14 protein-coding genes are annotated in these 14807 nt (G+C 42.9%); 1 reads left to right on the forward strand and 13 read right to left on the reverse strand.

The genetic code is table 11. The features are described 5' to 3' along the window. Window positions 1-146 (forward strand): transposase (locus STRDD04_RS10490; protein WP_197460061.1); only part of this gene is annotated, 146 nt, incomplete at its 5' end. Between the two features lie 90 nt (window positions 147-236). Here the strand turns inward: STRDD04_RS10490 and STRDD04_RS01425 are convergent. The 13 genes from STRDD04_RS01425 to pheT all read right to left on the reverse strand — a co-directional run. After that, window positions 237-917, reverse strand: a complete 681-nt coding sequence (locus tag STRDD04_RS01425; RefSeq protein WP_062198702.1) for a YwaF family protein — start codon at window positions 915-917, stop codon at window positions 237-239. Window positions 918-1139: 222 nt separating this feature from the next. After that, entirely contained in the window at window positions 1140-1832 is a 693-nt protein-coding gene (locus tag STRDD04_RS01430; protein ID WP_062198704.1) for a YwaF family protein, read from the reverse strand. Window positions 1833-2122: 290 nt separating this feature from the next. Further along, window positions 2123-2374, reverse strand: coding sequence for a DUF1697 domain-containing protein (locus tag STRDD04_RS11620; RefSeq protein ID WP_331710261.1), 252 nt, complete (start codon window positions 2372-2374; stop codon window positions 2123-2125). A gap of 11 nt (window positions 2375-2385) precedes the next feature. After that, window positions 2386-2997, reverse strand: coding sequence for an NUDIX hydrolase N-terminal domain-containing protein (locus tag STRDD04_RS01440; protein ID WP_062198706.1), 612 nt, complete (start codon window positions 2995-2997; stop codon window positions 2386-2388). Next, window positions 2984-4357, reverse strand: a complete 1374-nt coding sequence (locus STRDD04_RS01445) for a UDP-N-acetylmuramoyl-tripeptide--D-alanyl-D-alanine ligase (protein WP_062198708.1) — start codon at window positions 4355-4357, stop codon at window positions 2984-2986. Before STRDD04_RS01445 ends, STRDD04_RS01440 begins: the two co-directional genes overlap by 14 nt. A gap of 81 nt (window positions 4358-4438) precedes the next feature. Next, on the reverse strand, window positions 4439-5485 hold the full coding sequence (locus STRDD04_RS01450; RefSeq protein WP_062198710.1) for a D-alanine--D-alanine ligase: 1047 nt from the start codon (window positions 5483-5485) through the stop codon (window positions 4439-4441). A gap of 148 nt (window positions 5486-5633) precedes the next feature. Next, window positions 5634-6230 carry a recombination mediator RecR gene (gene recR, locus STRDD04_RS01455; RefSeq protein ID WP_062198712.1) on the reverse strand — a complete coding sequence of 199 codons (597 nt, stop codon included), beginning with the start codon at window positions 6228-6230 and terminating at the stop codon, window positions 5634-5636. Window positions 6231-6283: 53 nt separating this feature from the next. Next, window positions 6284-8329: a penicillin-binding protein PBP2B gene (gene pbp2b / locus STRDD04_RS01460; RefSeq protein ID WP_062198713.1), complete on the reverse strand. Its 2046-nt coding sequence runs from the start codon at window positions 8327-8329 to the stop codon at window positions 6284-6286. Window positions 8330-8492: 163 nt separating this feature from the next. Beyond that, window positions 8493-9185 carry a phosphoglycerate mutase gene (locus tag STRDD04_RS01465; protein ID WP_037614357.1) on the reverse strand — a complete coding sequence of 231 codons (693 nt, stop codon included), beginning with the start codon at window positions 9183-9185 and terminating at the stop codon, window positions 8493-8495. 180 nt (window positions 9186-9365) lie between these two features. Further along, the gene (locus STRDD04_RS01470; protein WP_062199187.1) at window positions 9366-9818 is read right to left on the reverse strand and encodes a Fur family transcriptional regulator; all 453 of its coding nucleotides are present in this window, start codon (window positions 9816-9818) and stop codon (window positions 9366-9368) included. A gap of 188 nt (window positions 9819-10006) precedes the next feature. Continuing rightward, window positions 10007-11581: a degradosome RNA helicase CshA gene (locus STRDD04_RS01475; RefSeq protein WP_062198715.1), complete on the reverse strand. Its 1575-nt coding sequence runs from the start codon at window positions 11579-11581 to the stop codon at window positions 10007-10009. A gap of 703 nt (window positions 11582-12284) precedes the next feature. Further along, window positions 12285-12740 (reverse strand): SP_0198 family lipoprotein, encoded by a 456-nt coding sequence (locus STRDD04_RS01485; protein WP_062198719.1) that lies wholly within the window; start codon window positions 12738-12740, stop codon window positions 12285-12287. A 560-nt stretch (window positions 12741-13300) separates the two neighbouring features. Next, a partial coding sequence (gene pheT, locus STRDD04_RS11295) for a phenylalanine--tRNA ligase subunit beta (RefSeq protein ID WP_231853862.1) occupies window positions 13301-14807 on the reverse strand: 1507 nt, incomplete at its 5' end.

Raw genomic sequence — 14807 nt, forward strand, 5'->3', positions numbered from 1 at the left:
CAAAACTGGAGGCTACTAACAACCTCATCAAGGTTATCAAGCGCAACGCTTTTGGCTTTCGGAACTTTGACAACTTTAGAACTAGAATTCTCATCGCTTTGAATATCAAAAAGGAGAGAACCAATTCGGTCCTCTCCAGATATTAGCTGACATCAACCCACTACAGTTGACAAAGAGCCAGGAAAAATCCTGCCAAATGAACTTGACAGGAGCTACAAATTTGAAATAATTCGATTTTAGATGAGTTCTAACTGTTTTTTCCACCGTTTTTTAAATAATGCATCAAAGAGTATCAGGGCGGCTGACAAAATAATCGACACAGCTAGATATTTTACTAAAAGGCTGTACTCACTGATAAAGGGAGGTCGAGCGAGTAAACCGTAATTGCCCCCCGTCATCTGGTTGACACCGACAAGGAAGGCATTGAGACCAAAAGTGTAGAGGACAATCATATACTTCTTGAGCTGGGTCTTGTCATAGTGATTCAGCAAGTACAGCAAAGAGTTGACCAAAAGGGCATAGTGCCCAATCAGGAAGGAAAAGCTGGTGATATGTGGGAAATCATAAGGGTCAAAGACGGGATAACCTAAAGCAAAGAGCGCTCCGCTGGCTCCTAAAAGAGCAAAATACTGCTTGCTGCGCCATTTGTCTGGCAGAAAGACCACTGCAAACATAGCCAAACGGCAATGGTACAGGGGCAAACTATTCGCCAAGGGAAGCTGAAAACCTACATACCAGCTATAAAGAATTGCCAGCTGAAACAGCTGAAGGATTTTCATACTTTTGATAAAAGTCGCGTTCTTGTGGTACTTTATCGTCGCATAGATAGACAGCAAAAGTAGCGCCATCATCAAAGAGTAGGCTAAAGCGGAAATAAAGGGTGGCTCAGTTTGGTTGGTAGTCAAAAAATGATGCATCCGGTTTCCTTTCTAATTCTAAAACCTGTTTTATTCAACTAACGGTCTCCTTTTGCAAAACATTTAAGCTTTGAAAAGTCTCCACAAAAACGACTGCGTCAAGAAGCTTTATCTTTTTAGTACATATCTTCAGTCATGTTCAATTAACTCCAGCATCGTAAGATTTTTCCTAGATTAGGAGTGAAATAAATCTGGATTTAGCAAAAGTATGAATACAGGTTCTTATTGAGTCAGTCTCTCTGCTTGCTTTTCTCTCATCCCTTTAAAGAAATAGGAAAATAGGAGCAAGGCAGTCGCTAAAACCAAAGATACATTAAGATAATTACCAAGCATACCGTGATCTCCCACCAAAGGAGGATTCTTTAAGAAACCGTAGTCCCCGCCGGTTACGATATTTGCAATTAAAATCAAGAAATTTAAGCCAAAAGTAATTTCCACAATGCGACGATAGGACAACCTCAGACTATCATAGTTCTTCATCAGGTAAATAATCGAATTGCCCAAAAGTGCAAAATGCCCAATGAAAAATGAAAAGAGGGTGACATGTGGAAATGGATAGGGGTCCAAAATCGGATAAACAATCGCGCAGATCGGACCAAATACTCCCAGCAAAGCAAAATATTGTTTGTAAGGGACTTTATCTGGTAAAAGCAAAACGGCAAACATGGCAATCCGGCAATGGTACAGGGGAAGACTCTCAGATAGAGGCTCCTGAATAGCCCAATACCAGCCGTATAAAAATACCAATTGCACAATTTGAGCGATTCTGAAAAAAGTCTGCATTTTCTTTCGCTCAAAAAAACGGATCGCTAGATAGATGACAGACACCAATCCGACCATCATCAGAATATAGGCGAACGGCGTCATCATAGGCGGTTCTGTTTTGTGACTAGTAAAAAAATCTAGTAAATTCATTTGTCAATCTTTCATCCTAATAAATAAATTTTTAACGACACTAAGCTTTCTGGTCGTAGCAACGATTCCTAATTTCTTTTCTAAAAAATTATTATTTAGCTTCTTTTTCGTAGCATCTCGTGGTAAGTACTTATAAAGGCAGCTCGAGCCCCTCTCAAATATCTCGCCCTCAAATGCTAGACTTTGAATCTTTGCCAACTTCTGCCTGTCAAGCTCATGATTAGTAAAGGTCAGATGGATCCTGGAAAGATTACAGGCTGCAGGAAATGGATTTTCAGCAATCACCAATTCTAATCTAAATCAGCTTTCTTCTTAATAACAACCGACAGGTTGGCTCCAATTTGCTGAAAAATGCTTTGATGAATCTGATCAGCTAGAGCCTCAGCGGATAAATCCGTTTCGCAAAGGATATTACCCGACTGGATATAAGTTGAAACACCGCGCAGATCAGAAGCTTCTAAAATCTCTACCAATTCACTCATCTTGGGTATTCTATTCGGCCCCGTCGACAAGACACCGCGCAGCAAGGCTAGATATTGCATACTGTTCTAATCTAATCTAAGTATTGTTCTCGTTTGCCCTGATAGATTTCCCAGAGAAGCTGCATCTGCTCTTTTGTTATCCTTTTCTCAGATAAAAGAGGCAAATTCTGCGGGTCAAAGAAATTCAGTTCTGAGATTTCTAAATTGGGCTGAAAATCTCCCTCTTCCAGCCGGCATTCAAAAATGAGCTTGACATACTGCTTGCTTTGTGGCTGAAATTTATTGCTATCAAAGACAGCCAGCAAGCGTACTACGCTAGCTTGAAATCCCGTTTCTTCCTGAATTTCTTTTAGTACATTCTCTTTTGGGGAAAAACCAACTTCGCAGAAACCACCTGGCAGAGCCCATGTCTCCTCTTGCTGTCCTCGTACTAGACAAATCTTGCCCTGCTGAACTATAAAAGCTCGGACATCGACCAAAGGAGTCGCATAAAAATCTGTCGGTCGGAGCAAGTTATAAAGTTCCTCTTGATCCAGATGGCTGGTCTCGCTTAACAGCTGATTTAGATTATCTCTGATATCCGCATAGCGTTCTCGATCAAACTCACTGGCAGCAAAAGACAGACCTGTATCTGTTATCGCCAACAGTCGCTGGAGAATTAAAGCTGTATCACTTGTCCCCATGCTCCAAGACCTCCACTAGTTTATCCAACTTCATCGAATTACTACCCTTGAGCAAGATTTGATCGGCTGATTGCAACCAAGTCTTAACGGTCTTGGTCAAATCTTCAAACTGATCCTTGTCAGCATTTTTAACAAAATAATGCACCCGATTTGGTGGGTAGATCTCCCGAGCGTAGACATAGAGGGCTTCCATATCCTCTCCATAGAGGAATAGATCGGTGATAATCTCTGGATTGAGACTGGTAATCATGGCTCCGTGCATGAGCTTGGAGTCAGCTCCCAGCTCCTTCATATCCGCCAAGACTGCAGCCTTACGGCCACCCTGACTAGCTGGAATCGCTGAGAAGGTTTCAAGAATCAAGCGCATAGCTGTTGGATTGGCGTTGTAGACATCAGACAGGATATCAGCTCCATTAGCCGCCTTCTTCCACTCGGTTCGATTGCGGGTCAATTCCAGCTGGGCAAAAGCCTGGCGGATCGCCTGCTCACTGACCCCCTCCTGCAAAGCTACGTAAGACGCAATCATGGCGTTGGTTGCATTGTATTTTCCAGTCACGGGCAAGTCAATAGCCTGTTCCAGAAAATTCGCTTCAAAGGTCAAACTATCCTTGCGCTCTTCTAGACGAGTCAGACAAATATCTGCATCTGGCCCAAAGCGAACCACTTTTTGCTGGTCTGGCAGAAAATCATTGACAATCTTATCAGCTGGAGCCAAGAGCAGACCATCTTTCCTCATTCCATCTGCAATCTGCATCTTGCCTTTGGCAATCTCAGCACGACTTCCGAAAAATTCTAAGTGAGCTTCGCCAATCAAGGTCACAATGCCTGTTTTCGGCTTAGCAATTTCAGACAGAAGATGGATATCCCCCAAGTGATCTTGCCCCATTTCCAGAACTAGCTTTTCTGTATCGTCGGGCATGTGGAGCACCGTGTAGGGCAGGCCGATTTCATTATTATAGTTGCCTTGGGTTTTATAGGTTTTATAGCTAGTAGCCAATAGCTGAGCCAGCATATCCTTGGTTGTAGTCTTCCCATTGGAGCCTGTCACAGCTAGCACATCTACGGCTGTCTTTTCCAGATAGTATTGAGCCAAAGCTTGAAAGGCCGCTAGCACATCATCGACCAAGACATAGGGTCCTTCTGCTACTGGACGCTCAGACAAGGTAGCCGCAGCTCCCTGAGCGAAAGCTGTCACGATAAAATCATGGCCGTCACGCGCCCCCTTAAGCGGGATAAAAAGATCTCCCACCTCAATCAAACGGCTGTCAAATTCAGCTTTGTTTAAAGCTACATCTTCAAAACCTGACACATCATTTTTAGCCCCCAGTACAGAAGCGATTTCATGCAAAGTTAATTTCATTTCTTCTCCTAAAAGAAAGAGTGAAAGTAAAGCCCTGTTCAACGAAACTAAGCTTAGCCTTCCACTCCCTATTTTATCTTCTTAAAGCAGGTGAGCTTCGCGTTTTTCGAAGGCTTCCTGAGCCAAAATTACTAATTTCTCAATCAAATCGGAATAAGGTAGCCCCATATTTTCCCAAAGTAAAGGATACATAGACCATTGAGTAAAGCCAGGCATGGTATTGAGCTCATTGAGGAAAATGTCGCCATCCTCTGTGTAGAAGAAATCACAGCGCGCCAATCCCTGTCCACCCAAGGCTCGAAAGGCCGTCTCAGCATTCGTACGCATGATTGAAGTAACTTCATCCGAGATTTTTGCAGGAATATCCATGGTAATCTTATTGTCAATATACTTGGCTTCGTAGTCATAGAAAGCCACATCCTTGACTACTTCACCTGGCAAGGTGCTCTTAACGTCATAATTTCCTAAGAGACCAACCTCAATCTCACGCGCATTGACGCCCTGCTCGACCAAGACACGGCTGTCGTACTTGAAGGCTAAGTCCAATGCTGCCCGCAACTCCTCTTGATTATCAGACTTGGAAATGCCCACACTAGAGCCCATATTAGACGGTTTGGTAAAAATCGGATACGTCAATTTTTCTTCGATTTCGGCAATTTTTTCTTCCAGATTTTCGCCCTCAATCACCGCTACATAAGGCACCTGTGGGATTCCAGCAGACTCCAGAATGCGTTTGGTGGTAATTTTGTCCATGGCAACACTTGAAGACAAGATATTGCAGCCCACATAAGGAAGCCGCAGCACTTCAAGAAAGCCTTGAATAGAGCCATCCTCGCCCATTGGTCCATGAAGAACAGGAAAGACAACTGCATTGTCCTGATAAATATCACTTGGTTTCACTTGCTGTGAAATATCAACCGTTTCATTGGTCATGAGCTTTTCATCTGCAGACGGCTTTTCTGTGAATTCCTGCGTTTTGATAAAATCGCCAGCTTTTGTGATGAAATAAGTTTTGACAGAAAATTTGTCATAATTGACAGTTCGCATGACACTCTCAGCCGACAAGACTGAAACTTCTCGCTCCGCACTGCGGCCACCGTATAGTAAAATCAAGGTTTGTTTGACCATTATCTTATCCTAACATTTCTAGCTATAAGTTCATTTGGGGTTGCCCCATCTTCTTTTTAGACTGTTTCAGTATACCATATTTCCCTGCATTTTTGAATAGAAAAAAGATTCCCAAAGCTGTTTTTCAGCAGGAAATCTTTCTTTTATCTTACAATTCTGTCCGATTTTCAATCGCTCGGAGCAGGGTCACTTCGTCTGCGTATTCGATATCAGCGCCCACAGCCAGTCCGCGAGCCAGACGAGTCACCTTGATCCCAGCGGGTTTGAGGACCCGCGAAATATACATAGAAGTCGCTTCTCCGTCAGCCGTTGCATTGGTGGCCACAATCACTTCCATCACTTGGTTGTCCATCAAGCGAGTCAAGAGGCTCTTGAGGTTGATGTCATCTGGTCCTACCCCATTCATAGGGGAAATAAGGCCATGAAGAACATGATAAAGGCCGTGGTATTCTTGGATATTTTCCATGGCAGACACATCGCGGCTATCCTCAACGATGAGGATCACAGTCTGATCGCGCGTTTGATCTGTACAGATGGCACAGGGATCATCGTCCGTCAGATTACCACAGATGGAGCAGTAAGTCAGCTCACGCTTGGCAGCTAGTAGATTTTTGGCAAATTCATTGACATCATCGTCACTCATCCCGATGGTATAAAAGGCCAAACGAGTAGCCGTCTTGATGCCGATGCCCGGCAGCTTGGAAAAACTGTCAATTAACTTAGCGATAGGTGTTGGATAAAGCATAATGGTAATCGTTGAGCAGTAAAATAATCAGCAAATTCTACTGCTTTTCCTTTCTAATTCATAGGGTGCTGTTGGTTATAAAGATTGATAATATCACGAGTGATACTGTGGCTGACCGTTGAGGAAAGGTCGGTATTATGCGGAAAGACTACGGCCACAGCTATTTTAGGAGTATCGCTTGGTGCATAGGATACGACATTGGTATTGATAGCAGATGTGCCACCATTGACATAGGTTTCAGCCGTTCCTGTTTTGGCACTGATGGAAACCGTCGCGCCCTGCGCAATCGTACGGCCAGTTGTAAAACCACTCCCCCCATTCACTACCTGATAGAAACCTTGTTTTAAAAGAGCCATATTTTCTGCGGAAATATTCACCTGATTCAGTTCTTTTGTTTCCTTTTTCTCAATCAGGTCTCCCAGTCCGCCTTGCTCATTATTGCCATAAATTCCTTCTACCAGATGCGGAGCCACCCGTTTCCCATTATTGGCAACCGTCGCAGCATACTGAGCGAGCTGAAGAGGTGTGTAGTTGTCAAACTGACCGAAAGCATTGGTAATGTAATTACTTACTGTGAAATCTTTTGGAATATAACCTGTTGATTCATTAGGCAAGTCGATGCCCGTTGATGCCCCTAAGCCATATTCTGCAAAAACAGAGCGCAGCTTTTCCATCGCGGTATCAAGATTATCTGAACTTAATGCCATATTCGGAGTGTAGGGAGTCCCTAACATATTCAGAGCAAGCTGAACCATATAAGTATTAGATGAATACTCCAGCGCCTCAACCGCCGTAATGGAGCGAGAACCAAAGGACGTAAACCAAGAATTAATCGGAGCAGAGCCCGCAAAGGTAATCGGCTGATCGACCAAAGATTGATTGCCAGAAATAGCTCCGTACTGCCAACCAGCAGTCAAAGTGGCCGCTTTGACGACCGATCCAGGAACAAAAACATTGGTAATGGTCCCTAAAGCATCCGCAGAGACATCGCCCGTTTCCAAATCGTGCTTGACACCAGCTAGAGCCAGAATAGAGCCCGTATCTGGATCCATAGCAACGGCATAAACTCCTTCAGAATAAGTCGCATTTCCGCTGCTCAACTCGGTATTAAAGGCACTTTTAAGGATATCTTCAACTCCCTGCTGGAAAGATAAATCAATAGTCAGCTTCAGATTATCTCCCTTACTGCCGTCTGAAATTTTTTCTACACTTTCCATATTGCCGTTTTTATTGAGATGAATCTCTTTTACAGCTCGCTTCCCTTGGAGGGTCGATTCATACTCCTTTTCAAGATAGGAAGTCCCCACTCGATCATTTAGAGAGTAGCCCTTCTTAAGATATTCATCTACCTCTTCTACCGGCAGACCGGCTTTCTCTGTGGAAATATTCCCCACGATTGACGCAAGAGAAGTGTCCAATACTTTCCTGTCCCAGCTTGTTGAAATGCTAATTCCCGGAAGGTCTTTTTCACTTGAAGCTAAAATCGCAATCTGCTCTGTTGACAATGTATCCGTCTGAATAGTTCCCGTTGAGAAGTTTGAAATAGCATTCATTTGGCTGAAGAGCATAATTGCTTTTTTTTCATCATCCGTATAACCCAATTTAGACGGATCAATACTTTCCACTGCCGCCTTATAAATTTTTGACTCTTCCAAACGATTGCCATCGGTATCAAATTTTTCATTTTTAGGCAGCTTTTCAACGACCTCGCGATAGACATCCTTATCGGCCAGATAATAATCAACCGCTTGTCTGTCAGTCACAGCTATATCACTCACTGTGACATAATTGAGTAATTTTTGAGCTGTTTCACGAATTTCTCCAGCGGTGGCTTTATTATCCCGTGTATAGGTTACTACTTGTTTCGTTGTATTTTCAACCAAGGGATTTCCAGCAGCGTCATAAATCTGCCCTCGGACCGAGCTTGTTGTTATTCTTGTTTTGCTGGCCTTAGCCAATTTATCCGTATAAAACTTCTGATTGATAACTTGCATATAGCCCAGACGAACAATCAAAGTCAAAAATAATACCCCTACGATTCCAAACAGCAGGTACAATCTTCTCGTGATTGAATGGCTATCAAATTTTCTCTTCGACATCTTTTCCTCATTCTCATATAAATGTTCTGACTCTTATTTTACCACAAATCCCCACTGATGAATGGAACAAATTACACAAGACTTTTAAAATTCCAAATATGAATCTGGCGAATCCGCCTTCGAACAGACTTAAAAAGCCCTGCTTGGCAGGACTTTGTACTTCTTATTTTCCAAGATAGTATTCTTTTACTACGTTTAATTTTTCATCAAACTCAAATACAAGAGGAGGGAAGTTTGGAATTTCTACTCCCATGATTTCATCATCAGACAATTGTTTGATGTGTTTTACAAGAGCGCGGATAGAGTTTCCGTGTGCACCAACGAAGACATTTTTACCATCTTTAAGAGCTGGAGCAATTTTATCTTCCCAGAAAGGAAGAGCACGTTCCAAAGTAACTTTCAAGTTTTCAGCATCTGGTACTACTGTGTCATCAAGATTAGCATAACGGCGATCGCTGTGCGCTGAATATTGATCATCTCTGGCCATATCTGGAGGCAAGACATCATAAGAACGACGCCAAATGTGAACTTGCTCGTCACCAAATTGTTCTGCTGCTTCGGCTTTGTTTTTACCAGTCAGACCACCATAGTGACGTTCGTTCAAGCGCCATGATTTTTCAACTGGTACCCAAAGTTGGTCTGAATATTCAAGAGCCAAATTAGTTGTTTTAATAGCACGTGTCAATACTGATGTGAAAGCAATATCAAACTCAATTCCCGCTTCTTTGATCAACTTACCAGCGTCGATTGCTTGTTGGGTTCCTTTTTCAGAAAGGTCTACATCAGCCCAACCAGTGAAGAGGTTTGCTTTGTTCCATTCAGACTCACCATGGCGAGCAAAAACTAATTTTACCATTAGAAGTTCTCCTTTTATTTTCCGAGGTTGTCCTCGTTTATCTATTCTATTTTACAAAATTTTTCGTTAAAAAGCTAGTCTAAGTAAGAGAAACATAAAAATTTCACAAATGAATAAGCTAGGCAAAGAAAATCTTTCCTAAACAAAAAAAGAAGTTTCAAAATGAACTTCTTTTCAATTTTATCCCGCTTGAGCAATTTGCTCCTGACAGGCTGGACAAATTCCATAAACTGTTGTCTGAGCATTGGTAATTCGATAGCCAGTTTGTTTTTCAACTTCCTCTTTGACATCCGGTAAATTAAGGTCCATATCAGCAATACGACCGCATTTTTCACAAATCACATTGAGATGCTGATGCCCCATAAAATCAAAGTAAGTCGTTGTATCATTACGGACTTTAAGCTCTGCCACAAATCCCTCATCAATCAGAACTTTAAGATTATTGTAGACAGTCGCCAAACTCATGTGCGGAAATTCTGGCAACAAAGCCTGATAAATCATCTCGGCACTAGGATGATCACTGCTATTAATAATAAAAGCAATAACTGCTTTTCTGGTTTCAGTAAGCCGAACACCCTTCATTCGCAGATGTTCTGTCACTTCCTGATAATACTTTTCATTCTGTTGGTTCATCATATATTCAACTCCATACATACCATTAATAATCTCATTCCATTATACCACGACTGAAAAAAGTTTACTATTAAGAATGATTGTAAATAAAGCGAAATTCACAAAATTTTTCAAAGCAAAAAGAGAGCGATATTCGCCCTCCTACTGCTAGCATGGGAATGTTAGTCACTACAGCCGACAAGCATCCATTATTTGTCACCCTTGTTACGGATGACAAATCCGGTTTTCTTTTCGCTGGAAGTACGGTGTGGCCGTTTATTTCCTTTACTCTCGAAATCACGACTGTTCTTGTTTGACTTACGTTTAAAGTCACGACGGCCACCATCTCGGTCCTCACGTCTCCCACGACGCTCACGGCCTTGGTCGCCTCGACGACCGTTGCCACGGCCGCTCTTCCCTTTGCCCCCAAAGCCGCCACCAGATGGCTTAAATGGCAATGGTTTTTCACGGGCAATTTCTACTTCAGGAAGAGTATCTGGATCTTGCACCGTTAGGCTGAGGATATACATAGCCAGCTCTTCTGGACTGAATTCTGCTGCCAACTTGCGAGCATCCTTGCCAAATTTCTCAAAGTTAGAGCGAATGCTTTCATCCGCAAAATCACGCTCAATCTTCTTAAGGGCAACTTTTTTCTTAGCTTGGAAAGCTTCTTCCGCAGTCGCTGGCTTAAGGCCTTTCATGCGCTTCTTGGTTAGATTTTCGATAATCTGCAGATAACCCATTTCATTTGGTGCTACGAAAGTAATAGACTGACCTGACTTACCAGCACGACCAGTCCGACCAATCCGGTGAACATAGCTTTCTGGATCCTGAGGAATATCGTAGTTGTAGACATGGGTCACACCAGAAATATCTAAACCACGCGCAGCCACATCTGTCGCAACCAAGACATCCAGATTGCCGTTTTTAAAGTCGCGCAGAACGCGAAGGCGCTTGCCTTGATCCAAATCACCATGGATACCCTCTGCTCGGAAACCGCGGATTTTCAGGCCACGTGTCAGCTCATCCACTCGACGCTTGGTCCGACCAAACACGATAGACAGATCAGGCTGCTCCACGTCCATCAGGCGAGTCATAGTATCAAATTTTTCATTTTCTTTGACACGGATATAATACTGGTCCACCAGCTCTGTCGTCAGCTCCTTAGCTGCAATCTTGACGTGCTCAGGCTCCTTCATAAACTGCACACCGATACGCTTGATAGCATCTGGCATGGTCGCTGAAAAGAGTAAGGTCTGACGATCTTCTGGTACGCGTGAAATGATCGACTCAATGTCTTCCAAAAAGCCCATGTTAAGCATTTCATCCGCTTCGTCCAAGATTAAGGTTTCAATCTGATTCAGCTTAAGTGCTTTGCGCTTAATCAAATCCAAGAGACGGCCAGGCGTTCCTACGACAATATGCGCACCTGATTTTAGGGCCTTGATTTGCTTTTCAATACTAGAGCCACCATAGACAGAACGTACCTTGACACCCTTGCTGCGACCAAAGCGGAAAAGTTCTTCCTGACTCTGCACAGCCAATTCACGGGTCGGAGCGATAATCAGAGCCTGCACCGCAGGATTATCTGTATCAATCTTTTCCAGAGTTGGGAAGCCAAAGGCTGCTGTCTTTCCTGTCCCTGTCTGAGCCTGACCAATGACATCCTTACCTGCCATGGCAAGTGGAATCGTCTGTTCTTGAATAGGGCTCGCTTCTACAAAGCCAGCTTTTTCAATCTCTGCTAACAATTCAGCAGATAAATGTAATTCATTAAATTTCAATGTTCTTCTTCTTTCTAAAGGCGGTGCGAAGCCACCTTATAAGGCATTTTTACTCTTCGAAAATCAGTCAAAAGGCTAATAATCTCTAAGCATTAGCTAATTCTCAGGAGAATGATAGGTCGTTGATTAGCCGGATATTTTGTATCCTTTTAGTATATCTGCAACCTGCGTTGCTGGTTCTCATTCTTTGAAAATCAACTTAGTTACTTGCAACTTACCCAGTATACCACAAAGTAAAGTCAAAAGATAGGAATTATACGCAAGATTTTGTTTATATTGGAAATTCTTTGAAACTTTTTTGGAAATATACCTCTATTTTCATACAGCAATACAAGAAAGAGAAGAAAAGATGGCCAGCCTACTTCTTCTTAAAAAATATCCTCCAATTCAACTCAATTTCAATCTAGTCTTTCTTCCTCTGGAAAGCACCACCCTGTCGCCCCTCTCCAGCTTATCTGGAAAAAGCACATCCCTCCCACCGCTCCTACCCAAGTTTTTCTGGATGAAGTTGAAGTACAAGTGGAAATGAGAAAGTTAGACGATTCAGAATAGAAACACCTTCCAATAAAATCAGATAAAGAAAAAGAAACAAGTAAGTGCTTCAGTTCATAGACTGACACTTATCTTGTTTCTTTTTTCTATACGTTTAGTATCCGCTATCTTCACTGCTCCTCCTGTTGTCCAGAGCAGTTTGAGAAACGGCTTACTGCTTGGTAAAGGTCAGAGTATCTGGATCATCATCCAGTTCGTCTACTATCAGCTGATTACCATTTTGGCGATAGCTTTTAACATCGTCACCGACAATCAATCTTTGATTAGCTGTATCTACTTGTACCTGCTTAATTTCCTTACTGCCATCTACCTCGGTTTCTGTCCAAGTACCAGTCTTACCATTAATTTCTAGGACATATTGGTCACCATCATAGTCGCTTGCCTGATAGCTTCCGTCTAGATTACTAGTCTGACCTTCATTGGATGAAGAAGTCTGACTAGAGGAAGATCCTGTCGAAGAGCTAGTTGATGACTGCGAAGTCTTGTTTTGCTCAGACTGGGTCGAAGTGGTATTTCCTCCCTGATTCGCATTACTTGAGCAAGCAGCTAATAGGACTGCTAGTGTCAGAGATAGAATTCCGATAAAGGCTTTTTTTGAAATAGTCATATCGCTTTCTCCTTTTTCTACATTTGTAGTCTATATTTATATTCTACAACTGTCTGTTTCTTTTGTCAAGAATTTGCTATTCTCTCTGAAAAATGTCCGGATAGCAAGCAGATGAGCTGTGACATAATCAATAGCTCACATCAATTACATATTGATTGTCGTTTTCTTGCTTCCTTTCAAACCCCAATTGCGCATTATAAGAATCTACAGTAGCTTGTAACCTTTTCTGCTCTTCTTATAAGCTTTCATCTTCAGGTACACCAATTAAACCATTCATCATTTTGGCTTTCTGGATTATCATCGGACTCTCATGTAACTTTTCTTCTTTTCGCTCGGATTTCAACCGTTCTAAGCCATTACTATAGCTCTCACCACTGCTGTTTAGTGATTAAATTGCTCCGATGATAAGCAAAAATCCTAATAAGCTCATCCCACATAATTTCTCTTATCTTCCATAGCAATTTCCTTTATGTTAAGCTTGAATACTATAAATGATGGCTTTTATAAAGCGCTATTCATTGAGAAAAGCAGCCCCAAAGGACTGCTTCTTCTTATTTATACTATCGTACTTCTGCTCCGATATTTTCTTCCAATGATTTTTGGATTTTTTCCATGTATTTAGCCACTTCTTCGTCGGTCAGACTAGATTCTGGATTTTGGAAAGTCAGGCTGTAGGCCATGGATTTGAGGCCGACACCCAGCTTGTCCCCAGAGAAGATATCAAAGAGCTTAATATCTGTCAAGCGCTTGACACCAGCTGCTTGGATAGCATCAAGGACCTCTTGGTGAGTGATTTCAGCCTTGAGCAAGAGTGCCACATCGCGGCTGACAGCTGGGAATTTAATGATTTCCGTAAATGGCTGTGCTGGCTGGAGCTGCTCTTCGATAGCAGACAGATTGAGCTCAGCCACATAAGTTTCAGGAATATCGTAAGCCTTGGCTGTCGCAGGATGAACTTGACCGACAAAGCCGACAGGCTGGCCATTGATAGAAATCAGGGCAGTTCGTCCAGGATGCAGACTCTTCATCTGGCTGCTAGCCGAATATTCTGCTGTCAAGCCCAACTTAGCAAAGAGTGCTTCCACTACACCCTTGGCATAGAAGAAATCAACTGCTACTGGCTTGGTCTGGAAGTCTTTTTCTTGAACGAGTCCTGTCAAAGCAAAGGCAAAGCTATTGATTTCATTTGGCAGTTCTTCCTTAGGATTGCCAGTCTGCTCAAAGACTTTTCCAATCTCATAGAGGGCTAGATTCTTATTTTTACGAGCCACATTGTAGGCTAGGGAGTCCAAAATGCCAGAAACCATGTTCTGACGAAGAACGGAGCGCTCCACTGTCATCGGCCACATGAGCTCAGTCAAGTTACTAGGATTGAGAGTGAACTCAATCGCCTTTTCTGGCGTCGTCAAAGCGTAGGTGATGATTTCTGTCAGTCCAGCTCCCTCTGCTAAGGTCCGTACTTGACGGCGCAGTTGCTGCGTTGCAGTCAATTCACCAGCAGTTCCGTCATCTTTTGGCAGGCTAGCTGGCAATTTGTCATAGCCGTAAATGCGGGCAATTTCTTCATAGAGATCTGCTTCGATTGAAATATCCCAGCGACGGCGAGGTACACTGACAGTGAACTGTTCAGCATTTCCTGACAAGCCAAAGCCAAGTCTGCGAAAGACATCCACAATATCTGTATAAAGCAAGTCTGTTCCCAAAACTCGGTTGACATCCGAAAGACTAGACACCACTTCTACATCACTAGTGTCTAAGCTACCAGCGGATACGATACCAGCCTGAACAGTTGCACCTGTCAAGTCAGTAATCATACTTGCTGCCGCGTCCAAAGCTTCATTGACAGTTGCTACATTGATGCCTTTTTCAAAGCGGGAAGATGATTCCGAGCGCAAGTTAAGGCGCCCGCTGGTCTTGCGGATTGATTTACCATCAAAAACAGCTGCCTCCAGAACAACACGAGCGGACTGGCCAGAGATTTCGGTCGCTGCTCCGCCCATGACACCAGCCAGAGCAACTGGCTTATCTGCCACAGTGATGACTAGGTCGCTAACTTCCAGCTCGCGC

This window comes from Streptococcus sp. DD04, from assembly GCF_001578725.1.
In the GTDB taxonomy this organism is placed as follows: Bacteria; Bacillota; Bacilli; order Lactobacillales; family Streptococcaceae; genus Streptococcus; species Streptococcus sinensis.

Coding starts and splice junctions, on each gene's coding strand:
- STRDD04_RS01425 (WP_062198702.1), bottom strand. CDS start 917: ATGCATCATTTTTTGACTACCAACCAAACTGAGCCACCCTTTATTTCC.
- STRDD04_RS01430 (WP_062198704.1), bottom strand. CDS start 1,832: ATGAATTTACTAGATTTTTTTACTAGTCACAAAACAGAACCGCCTATG.
- STRDD04_RS11620 (WP_331710261.1), bottom strand. CDS start 2,374: ATGCAATATCTAGCCTTGCTGCGCGGTGTCTTGTCGACGGGGCCGAAT.
- STRDD04_RS01440 (WP_062198706.1), bottom strand. CDS start 2,997: ATGGGGACAAGTGATACAGCTTTAATTCTCCAGCGACTGTTGGCGATA.
- STRDD04_RS01445 (WP_062198708.1), bottom strand. CDS start 4,357: ATGAAATTAACTTTGCATGAAATCGCTTCTGTACTGGGGGCTAAAAAT.
- STRDD04_RS01450 (WP_062198710.1), bottom strand. CDS start 5,485: ATGGTCAAACAAACCTTGATTTTACTATACGGTGGCCGCAGTGCGGAG.
- recR (WP_062198712.1), bottom strand. CDS start 6,230: ATGCTTTATCCAACACCTATCGCTAAGTTAATTGACAGTTTTTCCAAG.
- pbp2b (WP_062198713.1), bottom strand. CDS start 8,329: ATGTCGAAGAGAAAATTTGATAGCCATTCAATCACGAGAAGATTGTAC.
- STRDD04_RS01465 (WP_037614357.1), bottom strand. CDS start 9,185: ATGGTAAAATTAGTTTTTGCTCGCCATGGTGAGTCTGAATGGAACAAA.
- STRDD04_RS01470 (WP_062199187.1), bottom strand. CDS start 9,818: ATGAACCAACAGAATGAAAAGTATTATCAGGAAGTGACAGAACATCTG.
- STRDD04_RS01485 (WP_062198719.1), bottom strand. CDS start 12,740: ATGACTATTTCAAAAAAAGCCTTTATCGGAATTCTATCTCTGACACTA.